This is a genomic window from Halorubrum sp. FL23 (assembly GCF_052439115.2).
GTDB lineage: Archaea > Halobacteriota > Halobacteria > Halobacteriales > Haloferacaceae > Halorubrum > Halorubrum persicum.
The window spans coordinates 62,576-77,456 of the sequence record NZ_JBQVRO020000005.1; the positions used below are offsets into that span (position 1 = coordinate 62,576).

Annotated in this window: 16 protein-coding genes; 11 read left to right on the forward strand and 5 right to left on the reverse strand. The window is 70.5% G+C overall.

Features of this window, described 5'->3' with window-relative positions:
* Positions 1 to 84 precede the first annotated feature (84 nt).
* The 5 genes from ACT4MF_RS07675 to ACT4MF_RS07695 all read left to right on the forward strand — a co-directional run bounded on the left by ACT4MF_RS07675 (position 85) and on the right by ACT4MF_RS07695 (position 4,001).
* Positions 85 to 450: a hypothetical protein gene (locus ACT4MF_RS07675; protein WP_444682330.1), complete on the forward strand. Its 366-nt coding sequence runs from the start codon at positions 85 to 87 to the stop codon at positions 448 to 450.
* A gap of 63 nt (positions 451 to 513) precedes the next feature.
* Entirely contained in the window at positions 514 to 1,689 is a 1,176-nt protein-coding gene (hemC, locus tag ACT4MF_RS07680; RefSeq protein WP_444682329.1) for a hydroxymethylbilane synthase, read from the forward strand.
* Positions 1,682 to 2,515, forward strand: coding sequence for a uroporphyrinogen-III C-methyltransferase (cobA, locus tag ACT4MF_RS07685; protein ID WP_444682328.1), 834 nt, complete (start codon positions 1,682 to 1,684; stop codon positions 2,513 to 2,515). The genes hemC and cobA overlap by 8 nt, the downstream gene beginning before the upstream one ends.
* Entirely contained in the window at positions 2,512 to 3,324 is an 813-nt protein-coding gene (locus tag ACT4MF_RS07690) for a uroporphyrinogen-III synthase (protein ID WP_444682327.1), read from the forward strand. The genes cobA and ACT4MF_RS07690 overlap by 4 nt, the downstream gene beginning before the upstream one ends.
* Before the next feature lie 278 nt (positions 3,325 to 3,602).
* Complete coding sequence (locus ACT4MF_RS07695; RefSeq protein ID WP_444682326.1) at positions 3,603 to 4,001, forward strand: hypothetical protein; 399 nt, start codon at positions 3,603 to 3,605, stop codon at positions 3,999 to 4,001.
* A 37-nt stretch (positions 4,002 to 4,038) separates the two neighbouring features.
* Here the strand turns inward: ACT4MF_RS07695 and glmM are convergent, their stop codons facing one another.
* Positions 4,039 to 5,400 (reverse strand): phosphoglucosamine mutase, encoded by a 1,362-nt coding sequence (gene glmM, locus ACT4MF_RS07700; RefSeq protein WP_444682325.1) that lies wholly within the window; start codon positions 5,398 to 5,400, stop codon positions 4,039 to 4,041.
* 107 nt (positions 5,401 to 5,507) lie between these two features.
* Between glmM and ACT4MF_RS07705 the strand changes: the two genes are divergently transcribed.
* Complete coding sequence (locus ACT4MF_RS07705) at positions 5,508 to 6,110, forward strand: hypothetical protein (protein WP_099254516.1); 603 nt, start codon at positions 5,508 to 5,510, stop codon at positions 6,108 to 6,110.
* Between the two features lie 21 nt (positions 6,111 to 6,131).
* Here the strand turns inward: ACT4MF_RS07705 and ACT4MF_RS07710 are convergent, their stop codons facing one another.
* The 4 genes from ACT4MF_RS07710 to ACT4MF_RS07725 form a co-directional block, all read right to left on the reverse strand.
* A complete protein-coding gene (locus tag ACT4MF_RS07710; protein WP_099254515.1) occupies positions 6,132 to 6,737 on the reverse strand; it encodes a DUF7504 family protein in 606 nt (201 codons plus the stop codon).
* 43 nt (positions 6,738 to 6,780) lie between these two features.
* Positions 6,781 to 7,173, reverse strand: a complete 393-nt coding sequence (locus tag ACT4MF_RS07715) for a DUF8057 family protein (protein ID WP_444682324.1) — start codon at positions 7,171 to 7,173, stop codon at positions 6,781 to 6,783.
* Positions 7,173 to 7,868 carry an RAD55 family ATPase gene (locus ACT4MF_RS07720; RefSeq protein ID WP_099254513.1) on the reverse strand — a complete coding sequence of 232 codons (696 nt, stop codon included), beginning with the start codon at positions 7,866 to 7,868 and terminating at the stop codon, positions 7,173 to 7,175. Before ACT4MF_RS07720 ends, ACT4MF_RS07715 begins: the two co-directional genes overlap by 1 nt.
* A gap of 84 nt (positions 7,869 to 7,952) precedes the next feature.
* On the reverse strand, positions 7,953 to 8,438 hold the full coding sequence (locus ACT4MF_RS07725; RefSeq protein ID WP_099254512.1) for a chemotaxis protein CheW: 486 nt from the start codon (positions 8,436 to 8,438) through the stop codon (positions 7,953 to 7,955).
* Between the two features lie 102 nt (positions 8,439 to 8,540).
* On the opposite strand from ACT4MF_RS07725, the gene cheB reads away from it, so the two are divergent.
* From cheB to ACT4MF_RS07750, 5 genes are read left to right on the forward strand one after another with little or no spacing between them, the layout of a single operon-like run.
* A complete protein-coding gene (gene cheB / locus ACT4MF_RS07730) occupies positions 8,541 to 9,653 on the forward strand; it encodes a chemotaxis-specific protein-glutamate methyltransferase CheB (protein ID WP_180271722.1) in 1,113 nt (370 codons plus the stop codon).
* Positions 9,653 to 11,920: a chemotaxis protein CheA gene (locus ACT4MF_RS07735; protein ID WP_099254510.1), complete on the forward strand. Its 2,268-nt coding sequence runs from the start codon at positions 9,653 to 9,655 to the stop codon at positions 11,918 to 11,920. Before cheB ends, ACT4MF_RS07735 begins: the two co-directional genes overlap by 1 nt.
* Positions 11,917 to 12,726 carry a CheR family methyltransferase gene (locus tag ACT4MF_RS07740; protein WP_099254509.1) on the forward strand — a complete coding sequence of 270 codons (810 nt, stop codon included), beginning with the start codon at positions 11,917 to 11,919 and terminating at the stop codon, positions 12,724 to 12,726. The genes ACT4MF_RS07735 and ACT4MF_RS07740 overlap by 4 nt, the downstream gene beginning before the upstream one ends.
* Positions 12,726 to 13,934, forward strand: a complete 1,209-nt coding sequence (locus ACT4MF_RS07745; protein WP_099254508.1) for a HEAT repeat domain-containing protein — start codon at positions 12,726 to 12,728, stop codon at positions 13,932 to 13,934. The genes ACT4MF_RS07740 and ACT4MF_RS07745 overlap by 1 nt, the downstream gene beginning before the upstream one ends.
* Entirely contained in the window at positions 13,935 to 14,807 is an 873-nt protein-coding gene (locus ACT4MF_RS07750) for a CheF family chemotaxis protein (RefSeq protein WP_444682323.1), read from the forward strand.
* Positions 14,808 to 14,881 lie beyond the last annotated feature (74 nt).

The following is a 14,881-nucleotide window of genomic DNA, read 5'->3' on the forward strand; positions in this document are numbered from 1 at the left end:
GACAGCACTCACGCGTCCTCGTGCGGCGTTCGGTGGACGCGAACACACGAAGTTTAATAGACGATAGGCGACGCTTTCGAGTGGATGCCCTCCAACAGAAGCGGTACGATCGTCGCGGTACTCGTTCTGATCGGTGTCGCTGTCCTCCTGTACTCGACAGTTATCCTGCAACAGATCCTCCGGGGCGTGGGGGTCGCGGTGTCGGCCTTCGTCATCGCGGCGTTCGTGTATTACGGGGGTACCGACCGGCAGACGCTCACCCGGGCAACGATCGCTGTGACGGTCGTCTACGGCGTTTTTACTCTCCAGTTGCCCCTCGCCGTCATCGCGGCCTGTGCCGTCTATCTCTCCGCGTGGCTCACCGGTTCGGACGGCCCGCTCGACGCACCCGACACCGAGATCTTCCCGGTCGAACGTACGGATACCGATGAGCCCGAGGACGGCGACTGAGCGACGCGACGGCGTCACGCCCGAACTAGTGCGCTTTTGAACGCGGGGGACTTCGGTTCGGGTATGACCGATACGCTCAGGCTCGCGACGCGCGGGTCGGACCTGGCCCTCCGGCAGGCCGGGACCGTCCGCGACGCCCTGTCGAGCCGCCGCCGCGACGTGGAGCTCCGGCGCGTCGAGACCCGCGGCGACCAGATCCCGGACGAGATGATCCACCGTCTCGGCAAGACGGGCGCCTTCGTTCGCTCGCTCGACGAGGAGGTGCTCGACGGCGACGCCGACCTCGCCGTTCACTCCCTGAAAGACGTACCCACGGAGGAGATGGGCGAGATGGTTATCGCCGGCATCCCCGAGCGCGCGCCCTCCGGCGACGTGCTCGTCCACCCCGACGGCCTCGGCATGGAGGACCTCCCGTCCGGCGCCGTCGTCGGGACCGGGTCGCTCCGGCGGACCGCCCAGATCAAGGCCGCGCGGCCAGACCTCGTCGTCGAACCGCTCCGCGGCAACGTCGACACCCGGATCGAGAAGCTGCTCGCCCCGCGTCTGCAGGCCGACCACGAGCGCCGGCTGATCGCCTCGGGGGAGGCGTCCGCGGCGACCGCCGAGGAGGGCGGTGGCGACGGCGGCGACGACGCGGACGCGGAAGACGAGATCGACGAGGAGTTCGACCAGACGGTCGAGGAGTGGTTCGACTCGCTCTCCGACCTGGAGCGCTCGGCGATGGAGCGCAAAGTCGAGACGGAGTACGACGCCATCGTGCTCGCGGAGGCCGGGCTCCGCCGCTCGGAGCTGTTCTACGACGTGCCCACGACCCGGCTCCCCCGCGAGGAGTTCGTCCCCGCGGCCGGGCAGGGCGCCATCGCCGTCACCGCGACCGATCCGGACGTGATCGACGACGTGCGCTCCGCGGTCGACCACCCGCGGACCCGAGTCGCCGTCACCGTCGAGCGCACGGTCCTCGGCGAGCTCAACGGGGGGTGCGTCGCGCCGATCGGCGTCTCGGCGCTCGTGCAGGGCGAACACGTCCACACTCGCGTCCGCGTGCTCTCGACCGACGGCACCGAGGAGGTGGCCGACACCCGCGACCTCCCGATCCGGTCGCACGCGAAGGCCGCCGAGGAGTTCGCGGCCGATCTGGCCGATCGCGGAGCCGCCGACCTGATCGAGACCGCTCGCGAGGAGGCCGAGGCCGACGAGGCCGCTCGGGAGGGAACGCGGCAGGAGGCCGACGATGAGTGAGGAGGGCGGCGCCGAAAGAGCGCCTGACGGCGACGTGGGAACCGTCTACCTCATCGGCTCCGGACCGGGCGATCCGGACCTGCTGACGGTGAAGGCCGCGGAGCTGATCGAGGCGGCCGACGTGGTGCTCCACGACAAGCTCCCCGGCCCGGAGATCCTCGGGCAGATCCCCGAGGCGAAACGCGAGGACGTGGGGAAGCGCGCGGGCGGCGAGTGGACCCCGCAGGAGTACACGAACCGGCGCCTCGTCGAACTGGCTCGCGAGGGGAAGTCGGTCGTCCGCCTGAAGGGCGGCGATCCGTTCGTCTTCGGGCGCGGGGGCGAGGAGGCCGAACACCTCGCCGAGGCCGGCGTCCCCTTCGAGGTCGTCCCCGGCGTCACCGCCGCGATCGCGGGTCCGGCGGTGGCCGGGATCCCCGTGACCCACCGCGATCACGCCTCGTCCGTCTCCTTCGTCACGGGTCACGAAGACCCGACGAAGGAGGAGTCGGCGGTGGACTGGGACGCGCTCGCCGCGACCGGCGGCACCATCGTCGTGCTGATGGGCGTCGGGAAGCTGCCGGCGTACACCGCGGAGCTCCGCGACGCCGGTCTCGGCGGCGACACCCCGGTCGCCCTGGTCGAGCGCGCGACGTGGCCCGGCATGCGCGTCGCGACCGGCACCCTCGACACCATCGTCGACGCGCGCGACGAGGCGGGGATCGAGCCGCCGGCGATCACCGTGATCGGCGACGTGGCCGCGACGCGCGACCGGGTGCTGGCGTTCCTCCAAAACGGTGACGGGCAGGGCGACGGCCACGGCGATCGAGGGGGTGACGAGGCGTGAGCGACGAGCCGGACGCGACCGACGCCTCCGGCCCCCCGAGCGTCGCCGTCTTCCGCCCCGCGGACGAGCGGATCGAGGACGCGGAAGCGCTGTTGGCGTCGCTCGGCGCCGACCCGGTCGCCGACCCGATGCTCGCGGTGGAGCCGACGGGCGCGACGCCCGGCGAGGCGCCGTGCGTCGTCCTCACGAGCAAGACCGGCGTCGAGCTCGCCGCCGAGGCGGGCTGGGGCCCGGGCGACGCGACCCTCGTCGCCATCGGCCCCGCGACCGCGGACGCGGCGCGGGCGGCGGAGTGGACCGTCGACCTCGTGCCGGACGAGTACACCTCTGCGGGGTTGGTGGCGGCGCTGAAGGGCCGCGTCGACGGCGAGCGCGTCGAGGTGGCGCGCTCCGACCACGGCAGCGACGTGCTCCTGCAGGGGCTCCGTGACGCCGGCGCGAACGTGACCGAGACGGTGCTCTACCGCCTGACGCGCCCGGAAGTGGCCGGGGAGTCCGCGGCGCTGGCCGCCGCGGGCGACCTCGACGCCGCCGCGTTCACCTCGTCGCTCACGGTGACTCACTTCCTCGACGCCGCGGCGGAGCGCGGCGTCCGAGAGGCGGCGATCGCGGGGCTGAACGACGCCGTTGTGGGCGCGATCGGCCCGCCGACCGCGGAGACGGCCGCCGACCACGGGATCGACGTCGACGTGGTCCCCGACGACGCCGACTTCGAGGCGCTCGCGCGGGCCGTGGTCGACGCGGCCGCCGGCAGCGGAGAGGGCGACCGCGCGGAGGCCGACGACGGGACGGCGGAGCGCCGTCGATAGCGGCCGGGACGCTCACCGGACGCCGAACGGTTGTGGGCAGCCGCGGACGGGGGATCGCCGATCGGGAGCCCAAATTATCAGAGTTTTAATACGCCGGTGAATATCACGTTCGATATCGAGACGAGTCTTGACATCGTCTTGCGAAAACGCTCAGACTCAGGTTAATCCCCGGTTAAAACCTGTTTGCGAATCCGCCGGACAAACCCCCAACCGCTCTGGTTATCAATGGAAATAACCAGTACGTCACAGTTATCCGCCGACACGTGAGAGCTGATACCATGGAACCGAGCGAGCGGTGGTCGATCCGAGTCGACGACGGGGTAATCGTCGTCGAGCTCCCACACGGGACGGGGCTCTCCCCGTCGGACGGCGAGCGACTGCTCGACCGGTGGCAGACGCTCGTGGCCGATCGACGGGTGCACGCCGCCGTGCTCGTCGTGCGGACGACGCGCCCCTGCTCGGACGCCGGCCGCCGGACGCTCCGGCGCACGGCGCGGGCGGCGGCCGATCGCGGCGTGACGCGGTTCGCGGTGGCCGCGGAGCGTCCCAAGCGGCAGTACCTCGAACGGACGATGGACGTCGAGGGGATCGACCCCGAGCCGTTCAACGACGCCGCGGCCGCGGTGCGCTGGGCGAAGTGCCCGCCCGAGCCGGCGGTGTCCGCCGTCTCCGAGTGAGTGGTCGCCGTCTCCGCTCGAACTACCCGTACCCCTCTTACCGCCCGCTCTCGACGGCGACGTACATGTCCGTCGCGAGCCGTTCGGCGCGGTCGGCGTCGGCGGACTCGGCGTAGATCCGGATCTTCGGCTCGGTGCCGGAGGGGCGAACGAGCACCCACGCGTCGCCGTAGTCGAGCCGGTAGCCGTCGGTCGTGTTCGGCTCCGCGTCCGCGGTCTCGACGTAGGCGCGCGCGGCCGACAGCATCTCGTCGCGCTCGTCGTCATCTGCGTACTCGACGTTACGCCGAACGAAGTGGTAATCCTCGTAGGGAGCGACCGCCTCGCTGACCGGCGCGTCGGCGGCCGCGAGCAGTTCGAGGAACCGCGCGCCGATGTACGCGCCGTCCCGCGAGAGCCGGTACGGCGGGAAGAACACCCCGCCGTTCCCCTCGCCCGCGATGGGGACGTTGACCCCCTCCTCGTGGAGTTCGCGCGTCCGGGTGATGATGTTCGTCGCCCCGATGGGCGTGAGTTCGAGGTCGGCGTCGTTGGCGTCGCAGACGTCGACGAGCCGCTGGGAGACGTTCACCGCGCTGACGACGGCGTCGCCGGGGTCGAGGCAAGCGTCCGCCATCGCCGCGAACGAGGTGTCGCCGTCGACGAACTCGCCGTCTTCGTCGACGAACACCGCCCGATCCGCGTCGCCGTCGTGGGCGATCCCAACGTCGGCGTCGGTGGTCGCGACGAGTCGCTGGAGGTCGCCGAGGTTCTCGGGGACGGGCTCGGACTGCCGACCGGGGAAGTGGCCGTCGGGCGTCGCGTTCACGGTCAGCACGTCGCAGCCGAGTTCGCGGTAGATCCGCGGGGACGACACCGACGCCGCGCCGTGGCCGGGGTCGACCGCGACCGTGAGCCCCGCGTCGGCGATCGCCTCGGCGTCGACGGCGTCGATCAGCTGGCCGACGTAGTCGTCGACCGCGCCCTCGATCCGAGTCGTGGCGCCCGCGTTCCGCCAGTTCGCGTGGTCGTAGTCGTCGTCGAGGACCCGCCGCTCGACGCGTTCGAGCACGCCGACCGACAGCTCCACGCCGTCGTCGCCGACGAGCTTGATCCCGTTGAACTCCGGCGGGTTGTGCGAGGCGGTGACGAGGACGCAGGGGACGCCGGCGGTCTCGCAGTAGTTCCCGACCGCGGGCGTCGGGACGACGCCGAGTCGGTCGACGTCGCAGCCGACCGCGGCCAGCCCGCTGGCGGCGGCGTTGGCGAACAGCTCGCCGGTGGTGCGGGTGTCGCGGGCGACGGCGACCCGGTCGGCGTCCCAGGTCGTACCGGCGGCCTTCGCGATGTCGAGGACGAGCTCCGGCGTGAGATACCGGAGCGCGACGCCGCGAATGCCGCTGGATCCGAACAGCTCCATGGGCGGTCATGCGCCGGCCGACGGGAAAGCGGTTCCGAACCGGGCGCGCGCTGACGCGGGCGGGGGCGACGCGTGCGGTTCAAGCCGGCCGCGCCCGAACGGACTGCATGGAGCGCACGCGACGCGATCTGTTGGCGACGAGCGCGGCGACCCTCACCGCCGCCGGCTCGGTCGGGGTCGCGGGGTGTCTCGACTTCGCCGCGGGCGACGGGCCGCAGGGCCCCGAGGGGGTCCCGACGACGCTGACCTGCGAGGACGACGCGTTCGTCCGGCTGACGGCGCCCTTCGACGAGCCGGTCGAGGGGACCATCGTCGACGCCGCCGGGACCCGGTTCGAGCTGGCGACGGAGGGGAACGCCGAGACGTACGGGCAGTCGATGCGGCTCGTGTTCCGCAACACGGGCGATCGGTCGGCGACCGTCCTCGGCAAACACGCCTACTCGTTCCAGCGCGAGACGGGCGAGGGGTGGGTCGACGTTCGGGGATCGAGCTCGGGCGAGGCGGTCGAGCTCCCGCGCGACGAGGAGACGCTCGACCCGAGCGGCGCGTACATCTGGTCCATCGACCTCGAGGAGGCGGCGATCGCGTCGGCGGTCCCCGACCGGGACCTCGAGGTGTGCCCGCCGCTCGGAGCCGGCACGTATCGGTTCGTCTACTGGGGGATCCCCGACGCGCCGCCGCTGGGGGCCGAGTTCGACCTGGTCGGGTGAACGCCGGAAGAGGGCAGTGTGCTAAAACGAGATCCACTCCGAGGGTTGCCCGACCCGTCCGCGGACGCGGAACTCCCGGTCGTCCTCGACGCGGGTCTCGGCGATCACGTCGAACGGCTCGTGGAGCGTGTGGACCACTTGCTCGTCGTGGGCGGTCGAGTTGAGCACGCCGACGAACGGCCATCCCTCGCCGGACGTCTGGGAGGTCATCACGCGGGTGAACCGGTAGATCCGTTCGGGGTCCCAGTACATCAACAGCTGTGACAGCGAGTAGACGCCGACGGCGCGGTCGCGGCCGACCGACGACTCGACCACGTCGGTGAACTTGATCCCGATGTCGGTGAGGTTGCCGGCGCTGGCGACGTACTTCGTCATCGGCGTGTCGTCGCGTTTGTCGCCCTGCTCGTGGGTGACGCAGTCGATGACGACCACGTCGTCGCCGTCGTGTCCCGTGATCGACTCGTAATCCTCGCGGACCTTCTCCGCGGTGCGACCGGTGGAGATGACCACCGGCCCGGTCGACCACGCGGCGAGCAGTCGGTTGAACAGGTCGTACTTCCCGCTCATCGGCGGCCCGGTGACGAGCACGCTGTCGGCGTCGCGGACAGCGTCGGGAAGCACGGTCATGTGTCTGGCTTGAGGGGGTGTCGGGTAAAACCCTTCCGAGGGATCACTTCCGGAGCATCGACGGGAGGTCGAGCGACGACGGGGGGCCCTCTCGGGGGCTCCTCGTCAGTGTCAGTTCCGTTATCGCTCCGGGAAGCGCCGCCGAGACGGGCGAACCGCGCGGAGAGCCGGCGCCGTCGACGAGCTGGTCCCAGACCGCGTCGGGGTCGTCGGTATCGGTTTCGGCGGCGATCTCGAGCGCCTTGGTCCGGCCTTCGTCGTACGAGAGCTCGATCAGGCTTCGGTCGTACGCGTTCTCGAAGGCGTCCAGAATGCGGTCGAGCTCGGCCGGACGCTTGCTGTCGACGCCGTCGGCGACCCCGAGTGCGAACGCGCGCTCGACCGCCTCCTCGCGGTCGAGGTCGTCCCACTCCGTCCCGAAGGTCCGGTCGTACATCAGTGGCTCACCGTCGCGGCCTCCCCGACCCGGAGCCCGCCGTCGGTGAACTCGATGCCCTGAATGTCGGTGTCGAGGTCGGTCCCGCGCATCTTCAACACCTGAATCCCGCGCTGCATCCCGTCGTCTTCGAGGTAGTTGTGCATGAAGACGACGCCGTGCGCGAGGTAATGCTCCTCGGAGTAGGCGCTCGGGTCGGTCATCTCGGAGATGAGCAGGGTCGTCGCGTCGGTCCGCTTCAGCGAGGAGAGCAGCTGGATCATCGTGTCCTCGTCGTCGTCGAGGAGGAACCGCAACAGCATGGTGGAGTCGAAGACGACCCGGTCGATGTCGCGGGAGTTGATGAACCCCGTGAGCCGGTTCGTCACTCCCGAGTGGTCCCGTCGCTCGCCCGGCAGGCCGAAGAAGCGCCGACCGTCGGAGGAGAAGGAGTCGAGGAAGGTGATCCGGTCGGTGTCGAGGGCGCGGTCGAACCCGAACTCGTACCCGCTCATGTCGCGACGGATCCCCTCCTTCGTCTCGTGCATGCTGATGTACAGCACGTCTTCGCCGTTGCGGGCGCCCTGCGCGGCGAACTGCGAACAGAACGTCGTTTTCCCGCTTCCAGGAGGGCCGCTGACAACGTACAGGCGATTCTCCGGGAAGCCACCGTCGACGATGTCGTCGAACCCGGGAACGCCACTTGAGGCGCGCATACGGAGGAACGTGTCGGTTATCGGATAAGGGTTACCACCCAGTTCTCACGGGTGAGAACGATCGACAAGGATCGGTCCGGGGCGCTATGCGTCGTCCGCCTCGCCGTCGGCGTCGATGTCGGGGGCGTCGAGGGCCCCGATATCGTCGATGTCCGGCGAGACCCAGACCACGAAGCGGTCGTCGGATTTGACGATCCCGTTGACCCCCTCGTCGTCGACGGTCGTCGCCTGGTCGACATCTTCGGGCGCCACGTCGCGGACCTGAAACACCTCGTCGACCATCCAACCGACGGTGCCGCCCTCGTCGATCTCCTCGTCGTCGAACACGACGATCCGCTCGCGGGGGCCCTCCTCGTCGATCGAGAAGAGCGTCTTCGGATCGACGATCGTGGTCGTGCGTCCCCGGAGGTCCATCACGCCCTCGACGTGGTCGGGGGAGTTCGGAATGCGCGTGAGCTCGCCGGCGTCGACGATCTCGTCGATGACCCCGATGTCCAGACAGTACGTCCCGTCGCCCAGCCCGAACTCCAGCACCTTCGTGGGTTCGGCGTCCGTCTCCATGGCTGCCATGGACGTGTCTGCGGCGAAGAGGCCAATAACCGTGTCCCCTGAATTATCAGGCGTGATTACCGGGTCCGTGGATTTATGCTGATTCTGGGCCCGCTTCCCTACATGAGTAGGACGACGGATCGGCGAGACGATCGCGACGACTCCTTGCGGGCGGTCGTCGTCGACGACTCGCCGTTCATGCGAGGCTTGATCTCCGACCTCTTGACCGACGCGGGGGTCGCGGTCGTCGGCGAGGCGGGGGACGGCGCCGAGGCGCTGTCGGTGGTCGCCGAGACGCGTCCGGACGTCGTGACGATGGACGTCGAGATGCCGGGGATGGGCGGGCTCGAGGCCGTGGAACGGCTGATGGACGAGACGCCGACGCCGGTGTTGATGCTCTCGGCGCACACCGCCGAGGGCGCGGAAGTGACGTTCGAGGCGCTCGAACGCGGCGCGGTCGACTTCTTCTCGAAACCCGGCGGTGAGGTGTCGACCGGCGTCTCCCGCGAGTCCGACCGGCTCGTCGAGGCGGTCCGATCGGTCGCGGGGGCCGACCTCGCCGCGGCGACGCGCGACCGCCGCGAGCACGACGCCGCCGAGGAGAACGCGAACGCGACGGCCTCCCGAGCGTCGACGCCCGCCACGCGGACCGCGAGCGCCGACATCGACGAGCCGCTAACGGTCGTGATCGGGGCGTCGACCGGCGGACCGAACGCGGTCGAGCGCGTCATGTCGGCGTTACCGATGACCGACTGCCGGCTCGTCATCGTCCAGCACATGCCGGAGGCGTTCACCTCGCGGTTCGCCGACCGCCTCGACGAGGCCTCGGCGTACGACGTGCGCGAGGCGAGCGACGGCGCCCGGATCGGCTCCGGAGAGGCGCTCGTCGCCCGGGGCGGGAGCCACACCCGGATCGACAGCTACCGGTCGGGGCGCCTCCGCGTCAAGCTCGACGAGGACGACTCGCAGTCGGTCACGCCCGCCGCGGACGTGACGATGCGCTCGGCCGCCGAGGTCGTCGACGGCCCCCTCGTCGGGGTCGTGTTGACCGGGATGGGCGCCGACGCCTCCGAGGGGATCCGAGCGATGGCCGACGCGGGCGCGCGGACGATCGCACAGAGCGAGGACACCTGCGTGATCTACGGGATGCCGAAGCGAGCGGTGGAGACGGGCGGGGTCGACGAGGTCCACGACCTCGACGACGTCGCCGGCGCGATCGTTGGGGGTGGGGCCTGATGGACTCCCACCGCGCCGCGTTCGTCGCCGAGGCCGAAGACGGGATCACGGACCTGAACAACGCCCTGCTCGCCCTGGAGGCCGACCCGGAGGACGCCGAGGCGATGGACGACGTGTTCCGCGTCGCCCACACGCTGAAAGGGAACGCCGCGGCGATGGGGTACGAGGACGTTTCCGACTTCGGGCACGCCCTCGAGGACCTCCTCGACGCGGTGCGACAGGGCGACCGCGAGGTGACGCCGGAGCTGATGGACCTCCTCTTCGAGGGGGTCGACACCGTCGAGGCGATGGTGTCCGAGATCGCCGACACGGGCGACGTGTCGACCGACCCCACCGACTTGGAGAGTCGCCTCCGAGAGATGGAGGAGCACGGGACCGTCGGCGGTGAGGACGCAGACGAGGACGGGACCGCCGGCGCGGGCGATTCCGGCAGCGAAGCGACCGACGGGCCCGAGGCCGGCGCCGACACCGCCGACGACGCGACCGATGAGGGCGACGGAGACGCGGACGACATCTCCGTCCCCGATCTCCCCGACGAGGCGGCCGCCCTCGGCGAGCCGGTCGCGTACGCGGACGTGACGGTCGGCGAGACCGCGATGGCGGGCGTCGACGCGGCGCTCGTCTTGCAGGCGCTCGACGGCCAGTTCGGCGAGTTCGTCACCGTGCCCGGCCCCGAGGCGCTGGAGGACGGTGAGTACGAGGAGCGGTTCGACGCCTTCGTCGCCGACGCCGACCCCGCGGTCGTCGCCGAGGGGCTCGGCGCGCTCACGCAGGTCGAGTCGGTCGCGACGACGCTCGTCGGAGCGAGCGAAAGCGGTGGAGACGCCGAGGCGGACGAGTCGGGTGAAGCCGACGCCGACGCCGAAGCGGGTGTGGACGACGAGGGCGCCAACGCGGAACCCGAGGTCGAGGACGCCGCCGACGCGGAAGCGACCGACGAGGGTGCCACAGACGACGCGAACGCAACCGACGAGAGCGACAGCGGCGAATCCTCGTCCGGGACCAACTCCGGCTCCAGCACGGACTCCAAGTCCGGCGACGAGATCAAGTCGATCCGGGTCGACGTCGATCAGGTCGACGAGCTGTACGGTCTCGTCGAGCAGCTGGTGACGAGCCGGATCAAGCTCCGCCGGGAGCTGGAGGAGCTGGACGCGCAGTCGGACGCGTTAGACGAGCTCGACAAGCTCGCGTCCAGCCTGCAGGATACGGCGATGGACATGCGGCTCATCCCGTTCTCGCAGGTGTCCGACTCGTTCCCGCGGCTCGTCCGCGACATCTCGCGGGACCTCGACAAGCGGATCGACTTCGAGATCGAGGGCGACGACGTGGAGCTCGACCGCACCATCCTCACGGAGATGCGCGACCCGCTCGTCCACGTCCTGCGGAACGCGGTCGATCACGGGATCGAGTCCCCCGAGGAGCGCGAGGCCGCCGGCAAGGACCCGACCGGACACGTCAGGCTCACGGCCGAGCGCGAGCGCGACCACGTGATCATCGAGGTGGCCGACGACGGCGGCGGGCTCGACCCCGATCAGCTCCGCGAGAAGGCCGTCGACGAGGGCGTCAAAAGCCGCGAGGCGGTCGAGGCGATGGAGGACGGCGAGGTGTACGACCTCGTGTTCCACCCCGGCTTCTCCACCGCGGAGGAGGTGACCGACGTCTCCGGACGCGGCGTCGGGATGGACGTGGTCCGGACGACCGCCCGCGACCTCGACGGCTCCGTCTCCGTCGAGAGCGACCCGGGCGAGGGGACCACGGTGCGGTTCCGGCTCCCCGTCACCGTCGCCATCGTGAAGGTGATGTTCGTCGACGTGGGCGGCACGGAGTACGGGATCCCGATCAAGTCGATCGCCGAGGTCGCCCGCGCGGACGACGTGGAAGAGGTCCACGGAGACGAGATCGTGCGCCACGAGGACGACCTCTACCCGGTGATCCGGCTGAACGAGCGGCTCACGAACGGCGGCGCCGCGGCGGCCGGGTCGGGCGCCGGCGCCCCCGATGGTCCCGACGAGTCGGGCGGCGACGGGCCTGCGGAGGCCGACGCCGCGTCCGCGACGACCGACGGCGGCGTGACCGACGACGGGATGCTCGTTCGGATCCGCGAGGAGACCCGGCAGGTCGCGCTCCACTGCGACGCCGTGCTCGATCAGGAGGAAGTGGTCGTGAAACCGCTCGACGGGCCGTTGTCGGGGACGCCGGGACTCAGCGGCACGGCGGTCCTCGGCGACGGCGACGTCGTGGCCGTGCTCGACGTGGTGAGCCTATGAGCGGCGAGACCGAGACGGAGTTCGAGGGCGTCCTCAGGCAGATCGACGACACGGTGCCGTTCGAGCCCGGCTACTACAACGAGTCGTACCTCGACCGCCGGATCACCGCCCGGATGCGCCGCCGCGACACCGAGTCGCACGCCGAGTACGAGCGGCTGCTCCGAGAGGACGACGGGGAGCGCGAGGCGCTGATGGACGCGCTCACGATCAACGTGACGGAGTTCTTCCGCAACCCGGAGATGTGGGACGTGCTCCGCGGCGTGCTCCGCGATCGGACGAGCGAGCAGCGTCGGGTCCGCGTCTGGTCGGCACCCTCGGCCGACGGTCGAGAGCCCTACTCGGTCGCGATGTTGGCCTGCGACGACCCCGAGATCGACGAGTCGCGCGTCGAGGTGCTCGGCTCGGACATCAGCGAGGAGGCGCTCGACGACGCCCGCGAAGGGGTCTACCACACCACCCGGACGACCGACATCGCGGCCGAGCTCGAACCGCTCTCGGACCCGGACCGCTACGTCGAGCGCGACGAGGACGCGTTCCGGGTCCGACCGGCGGTCCAGCGGCTCGTCGACTTCGAGACGCACGACCTGATCCGCGACGGCGCTCGCGATCCCTTCGACGTGGTGTTGTGCCGCAACCTGCTGATCTACATCGACGTCGACCACAAGGGGTCGCTGTTCGACACGCTCGAATCGTCGCTCGCTGACGACGGCGTGCTCGTGCTCGGTATGACCGAGAGCGTCCCGCCGGACCGGTCGGACAGATACGAACCGATCGACAAGCGCCGCCGGGTGTTTCGGAGGGTCTGATGTCGCTGTACCAGCACGCCCGGGACGGGAACGCCGAGCGGCTCAGGGACGCCATGGGCAGCGACAGCGCCGCGGTTCGGAAGCGCGCGTCCGAGTTCCTCGGCGAGGTCGCCGACCCAGACGACCAGCCGTCCATCGACGTGCTCCTGCGCGCCGCGACCGGCGACGAGGACGCGCAGGTCCGCGGGGCCGCGGTCGACGCGCTGGACGAGATCGGCGAGGCGGCGCTCGAACAGCTCCTCTCGGAGCTCACCGGCACCAAGGGCTCCGAGGCGGAGTGGGTCACCGCCCGGAAGTTCGCTCGCGCGCTGCAGGCCGACCGCCCGGAGCTCCGGATGGCCGCCGCGAACGCGCTCGGCCGGCTCGACGACGGCAGCGGTCTCCAGCACCTCGTCGAGGCGCTCGACGACGAGGACCCCCGCGTCAGGCTCCGCGCGTGTCAGGCCTGCGGGACGTTCGCCGACCCGCGGGCGATTCCCGGGCTGACGGAGCGGCTCGACGACGAGCCGCGGGTCCGGCGGGCGGCCGCGAACGCGCTCGGGAACATCGGTACCGATCAGGCGCTCTCTCCCCTCCTGGACCTGCTCGACGACTCGGACGAGTCGCTCCGGCGCATCGCCGCCGGCGCGCTCGGGAAGGCGAACAACCCCGAACCGGTCGAACCGCTGGCGCGCGCGCTCGGCGACGAGAGCGCGGTGGTTCGGAACGCCGCGGTGTACTCGGTCATCGAACTGCTCTCGAACGTGCCGACCCAGCAGAGCCACGCGGTCCGCGATCAGGTCGTCTCCGAGCTGAAACAGGCCGACGACGCGACCGTCGTCGAGCCGCTCGTCGAGATCCTCACCGACGGCCAGCAGAGCCGCCAGCGGCGGAACGCGGCGTGGATCCTCGGCCGCGTCGCGGAACCGGAGTCGGCGGTCGCGGTCGAGGCGCTCGCTGACGCGCTCGCCGACGAGGACCCACAGACCGCGCAGTTCGCGGCCACCAGCCTCAAGAGCCTCGGCGGGCCGATCGTCGAGGACCGGCTCCTCGACCGGCTCGGCACCGAACATCCCGAGGACGCCCGCGCGAAGGCGGTGTTCGTGCTCGGACAGGTGGGCGGCCAGGAGACGCTCAACCGGCTCGAAGAGTTCACCGACGACGAGAGCCCCGCGGTCCGGAAGCGGGTGTTCTCGGCGGTGTCGAAGCTCCGAGCGGGGGGGCGGTAAATGTCGGGCGGGAGCAGCGAGTACAAGATTGCCGACACCCAGGCGCGGTTCGCGGTCGCCGTCCGCGAGGGGCGGAAGGTGAGCGACGTCTCGTGGACGCCGGGGCGCGTGCTCCTGTCGAACCGCCGGCTCATCTTAGCCGGCAACGACGGGAAGCGAACGGTTCCGCTCTCGAAGCTCGAAGGGCTCGGCGGGCGCCACGACGCCAACCAGTCGGTCGCGCGCGTCTCTAACTACGTCAGCTTCGACCTCGGCGATCAGGTGTTGCTCGTCGCCGCCTCGGAGCACGAGTCGTTCGAGCGCGACGTGTACCGAGCGCTGCTCGACCAGCGGACGGTGACGGCGAAACACCCCGCGATCGAGGGCGGCGTCGTCCAAGAGACGGAGTGGGAGCAGGCGCGGGTGAAGATCGACGAGAACGGGCTCAACGCGGCCCTCGAGAGCGGCGCGTTTGTGAAGTTCGACCTCGACGACATCAGCGGGCTCGACGCCGCGAAACGCACGGTCAACGGCGAAAAGAAACCCGTTATCGAGGTGTCGCACACCGACGACGAGGGGACCAGCATCGAGACCCACATCGCCGGGGACCCCAACCGGATGCGATTCGTCGAGGCGTGGCTCCGGAAGGGCGAGGAGCGGAGTTCGACGAACGTCGACCTCTCCAGCCGCGACCGCGAAGTGTTGATGGCGCTGTACTCCGGCGTCTCGCCGTTCGAGATCCCGTCGTTCCTCGGAATGGACGTCGACGCGGTCGAGGAGACGTTCGAGCGGCTCGTCGAGCTCGAAGTGGTCGAGGAGGTGCGGGTACGCCGCGAGGTGGCGCTGAACTCCCGCGGCCGCAACATCGCCAGCGAGGCGATGAACGAGCAGTAGCTGGCGGGCGATCGCCCGACTGAGGAGGCGGTGTTCAGATAAGGATTGAAAGGAGAGGCGGTGCGTTTTCAAAG

Excerpts from the sequence above, each read along its gene's own strand:
- ACT4MF_RS07675 (WP_444682330.1), top strand. The coding sequence starts at position 85 with ATGCCCTCCAACAGAAGCGGTACGATCGTCGCGGTACTCGTTCTGATC.
- hemC (WP_444682329.1), top strand. The coding sequence starts at position 514 with ATGACCGATACGCTCAGGCTCGCGACGCGCGGGTCGGACCTGGCCCTC.
- cobA (WP_444682328.1), top strand. The coding sequence starts at position 1,682 with ATGAGTGAGGAGGGCGGCGCCGAAAGAGCGCCTGACGGCGACGTGGGA.
- ACT4MF_RS07695 (WP_444682326.1), top strand. The coding sequence starts at position 3,603 with ATGGAACCGAGCGAGCGGTGGTCGATCCGAGTCGACGACGGGGTAATC.
- glmM (WP_444682325.1), bottom strand. The coding sequence starts at position 5,400 with ATGGAGCTGTTCGGATCCAGCGGCATTCGCGGCGTCGCGCTCCGGTAT.
- ACT4MF_RS07705 (WP_099254516.1), top strand. The coding sequence starts at position 5,508 with ATGGAGCGCACGCGACGCGATCTGTTGGCGACGAGCGCGGCGACCCTC.
- ACT4MF_RS07710 (WP_099254515.1), bottom strand. The coding sequence starts at position 6,737 with ATGACCGTGCTTCCCGACGCTGTCCGCGACGCCGACAGCGTGCTCGTC.
- ACT4MF_RS07715 (WP_444682324.1), bottom strand. The coding sequence starts at position 7,173 with ATGTACGACCGGACCTTCGGGACGGAGTGGGACGACCTCGACCGCGAG.
- ACT4MF_RS07720 (WP_099254513.1), bottom strand. The coding sequence starts at position 7,868 with ATGCGCGCCTCAAGTGGCGTTCCCGGGTTCGACGACATCGTCGACGGT.
- ACT4MF_RS07725 (WP_099254512.1), bottom strand. The coding sequence starts at position 8,438 with ATGGCAGCCATGGAGACGGACGCCGAACCCACGAAGGTGCTGGAGTTC.
- cheB (WP_180271722.1), top strand. The coding sequence starts at position 8,541 with ATGAGTAGGACGACGGATCGGCGAGACGATCGCGACGACTCCTTGCGG.
- ACT4MF_RS07735 (WP_099254510.1), top strand. The coding sequence starts at position 9,653 with ATGGACTCCCACCGCGCCGCGTTCGTCGCCGAGGCCGAAGACGGGATC.
- ACT4MF_RS07740 (WP_099254509.1), top strand. The coding sequence starts at position 11,917 with ATGAGCGGCGAGACCGAGACGGAGTTCGAGGGCGTCCTCAGGCAGATC.
- ACT4MF_RS07745 (WP_099254508.1), top strand. The coding sequence starts at position 12,726 with ATGTCGCTGTACCAGCACGCCCGGGACGGGAACGCCGAGCGGCTCAGG.
- ACT4MF_RS07750 (WP_444682323.1), top strand. The coding sequence starts at position 13,935 with ATGTCGGGCGGGAGCAGCGAGTACAAGATTGCCGACACCCAGGCGCGG.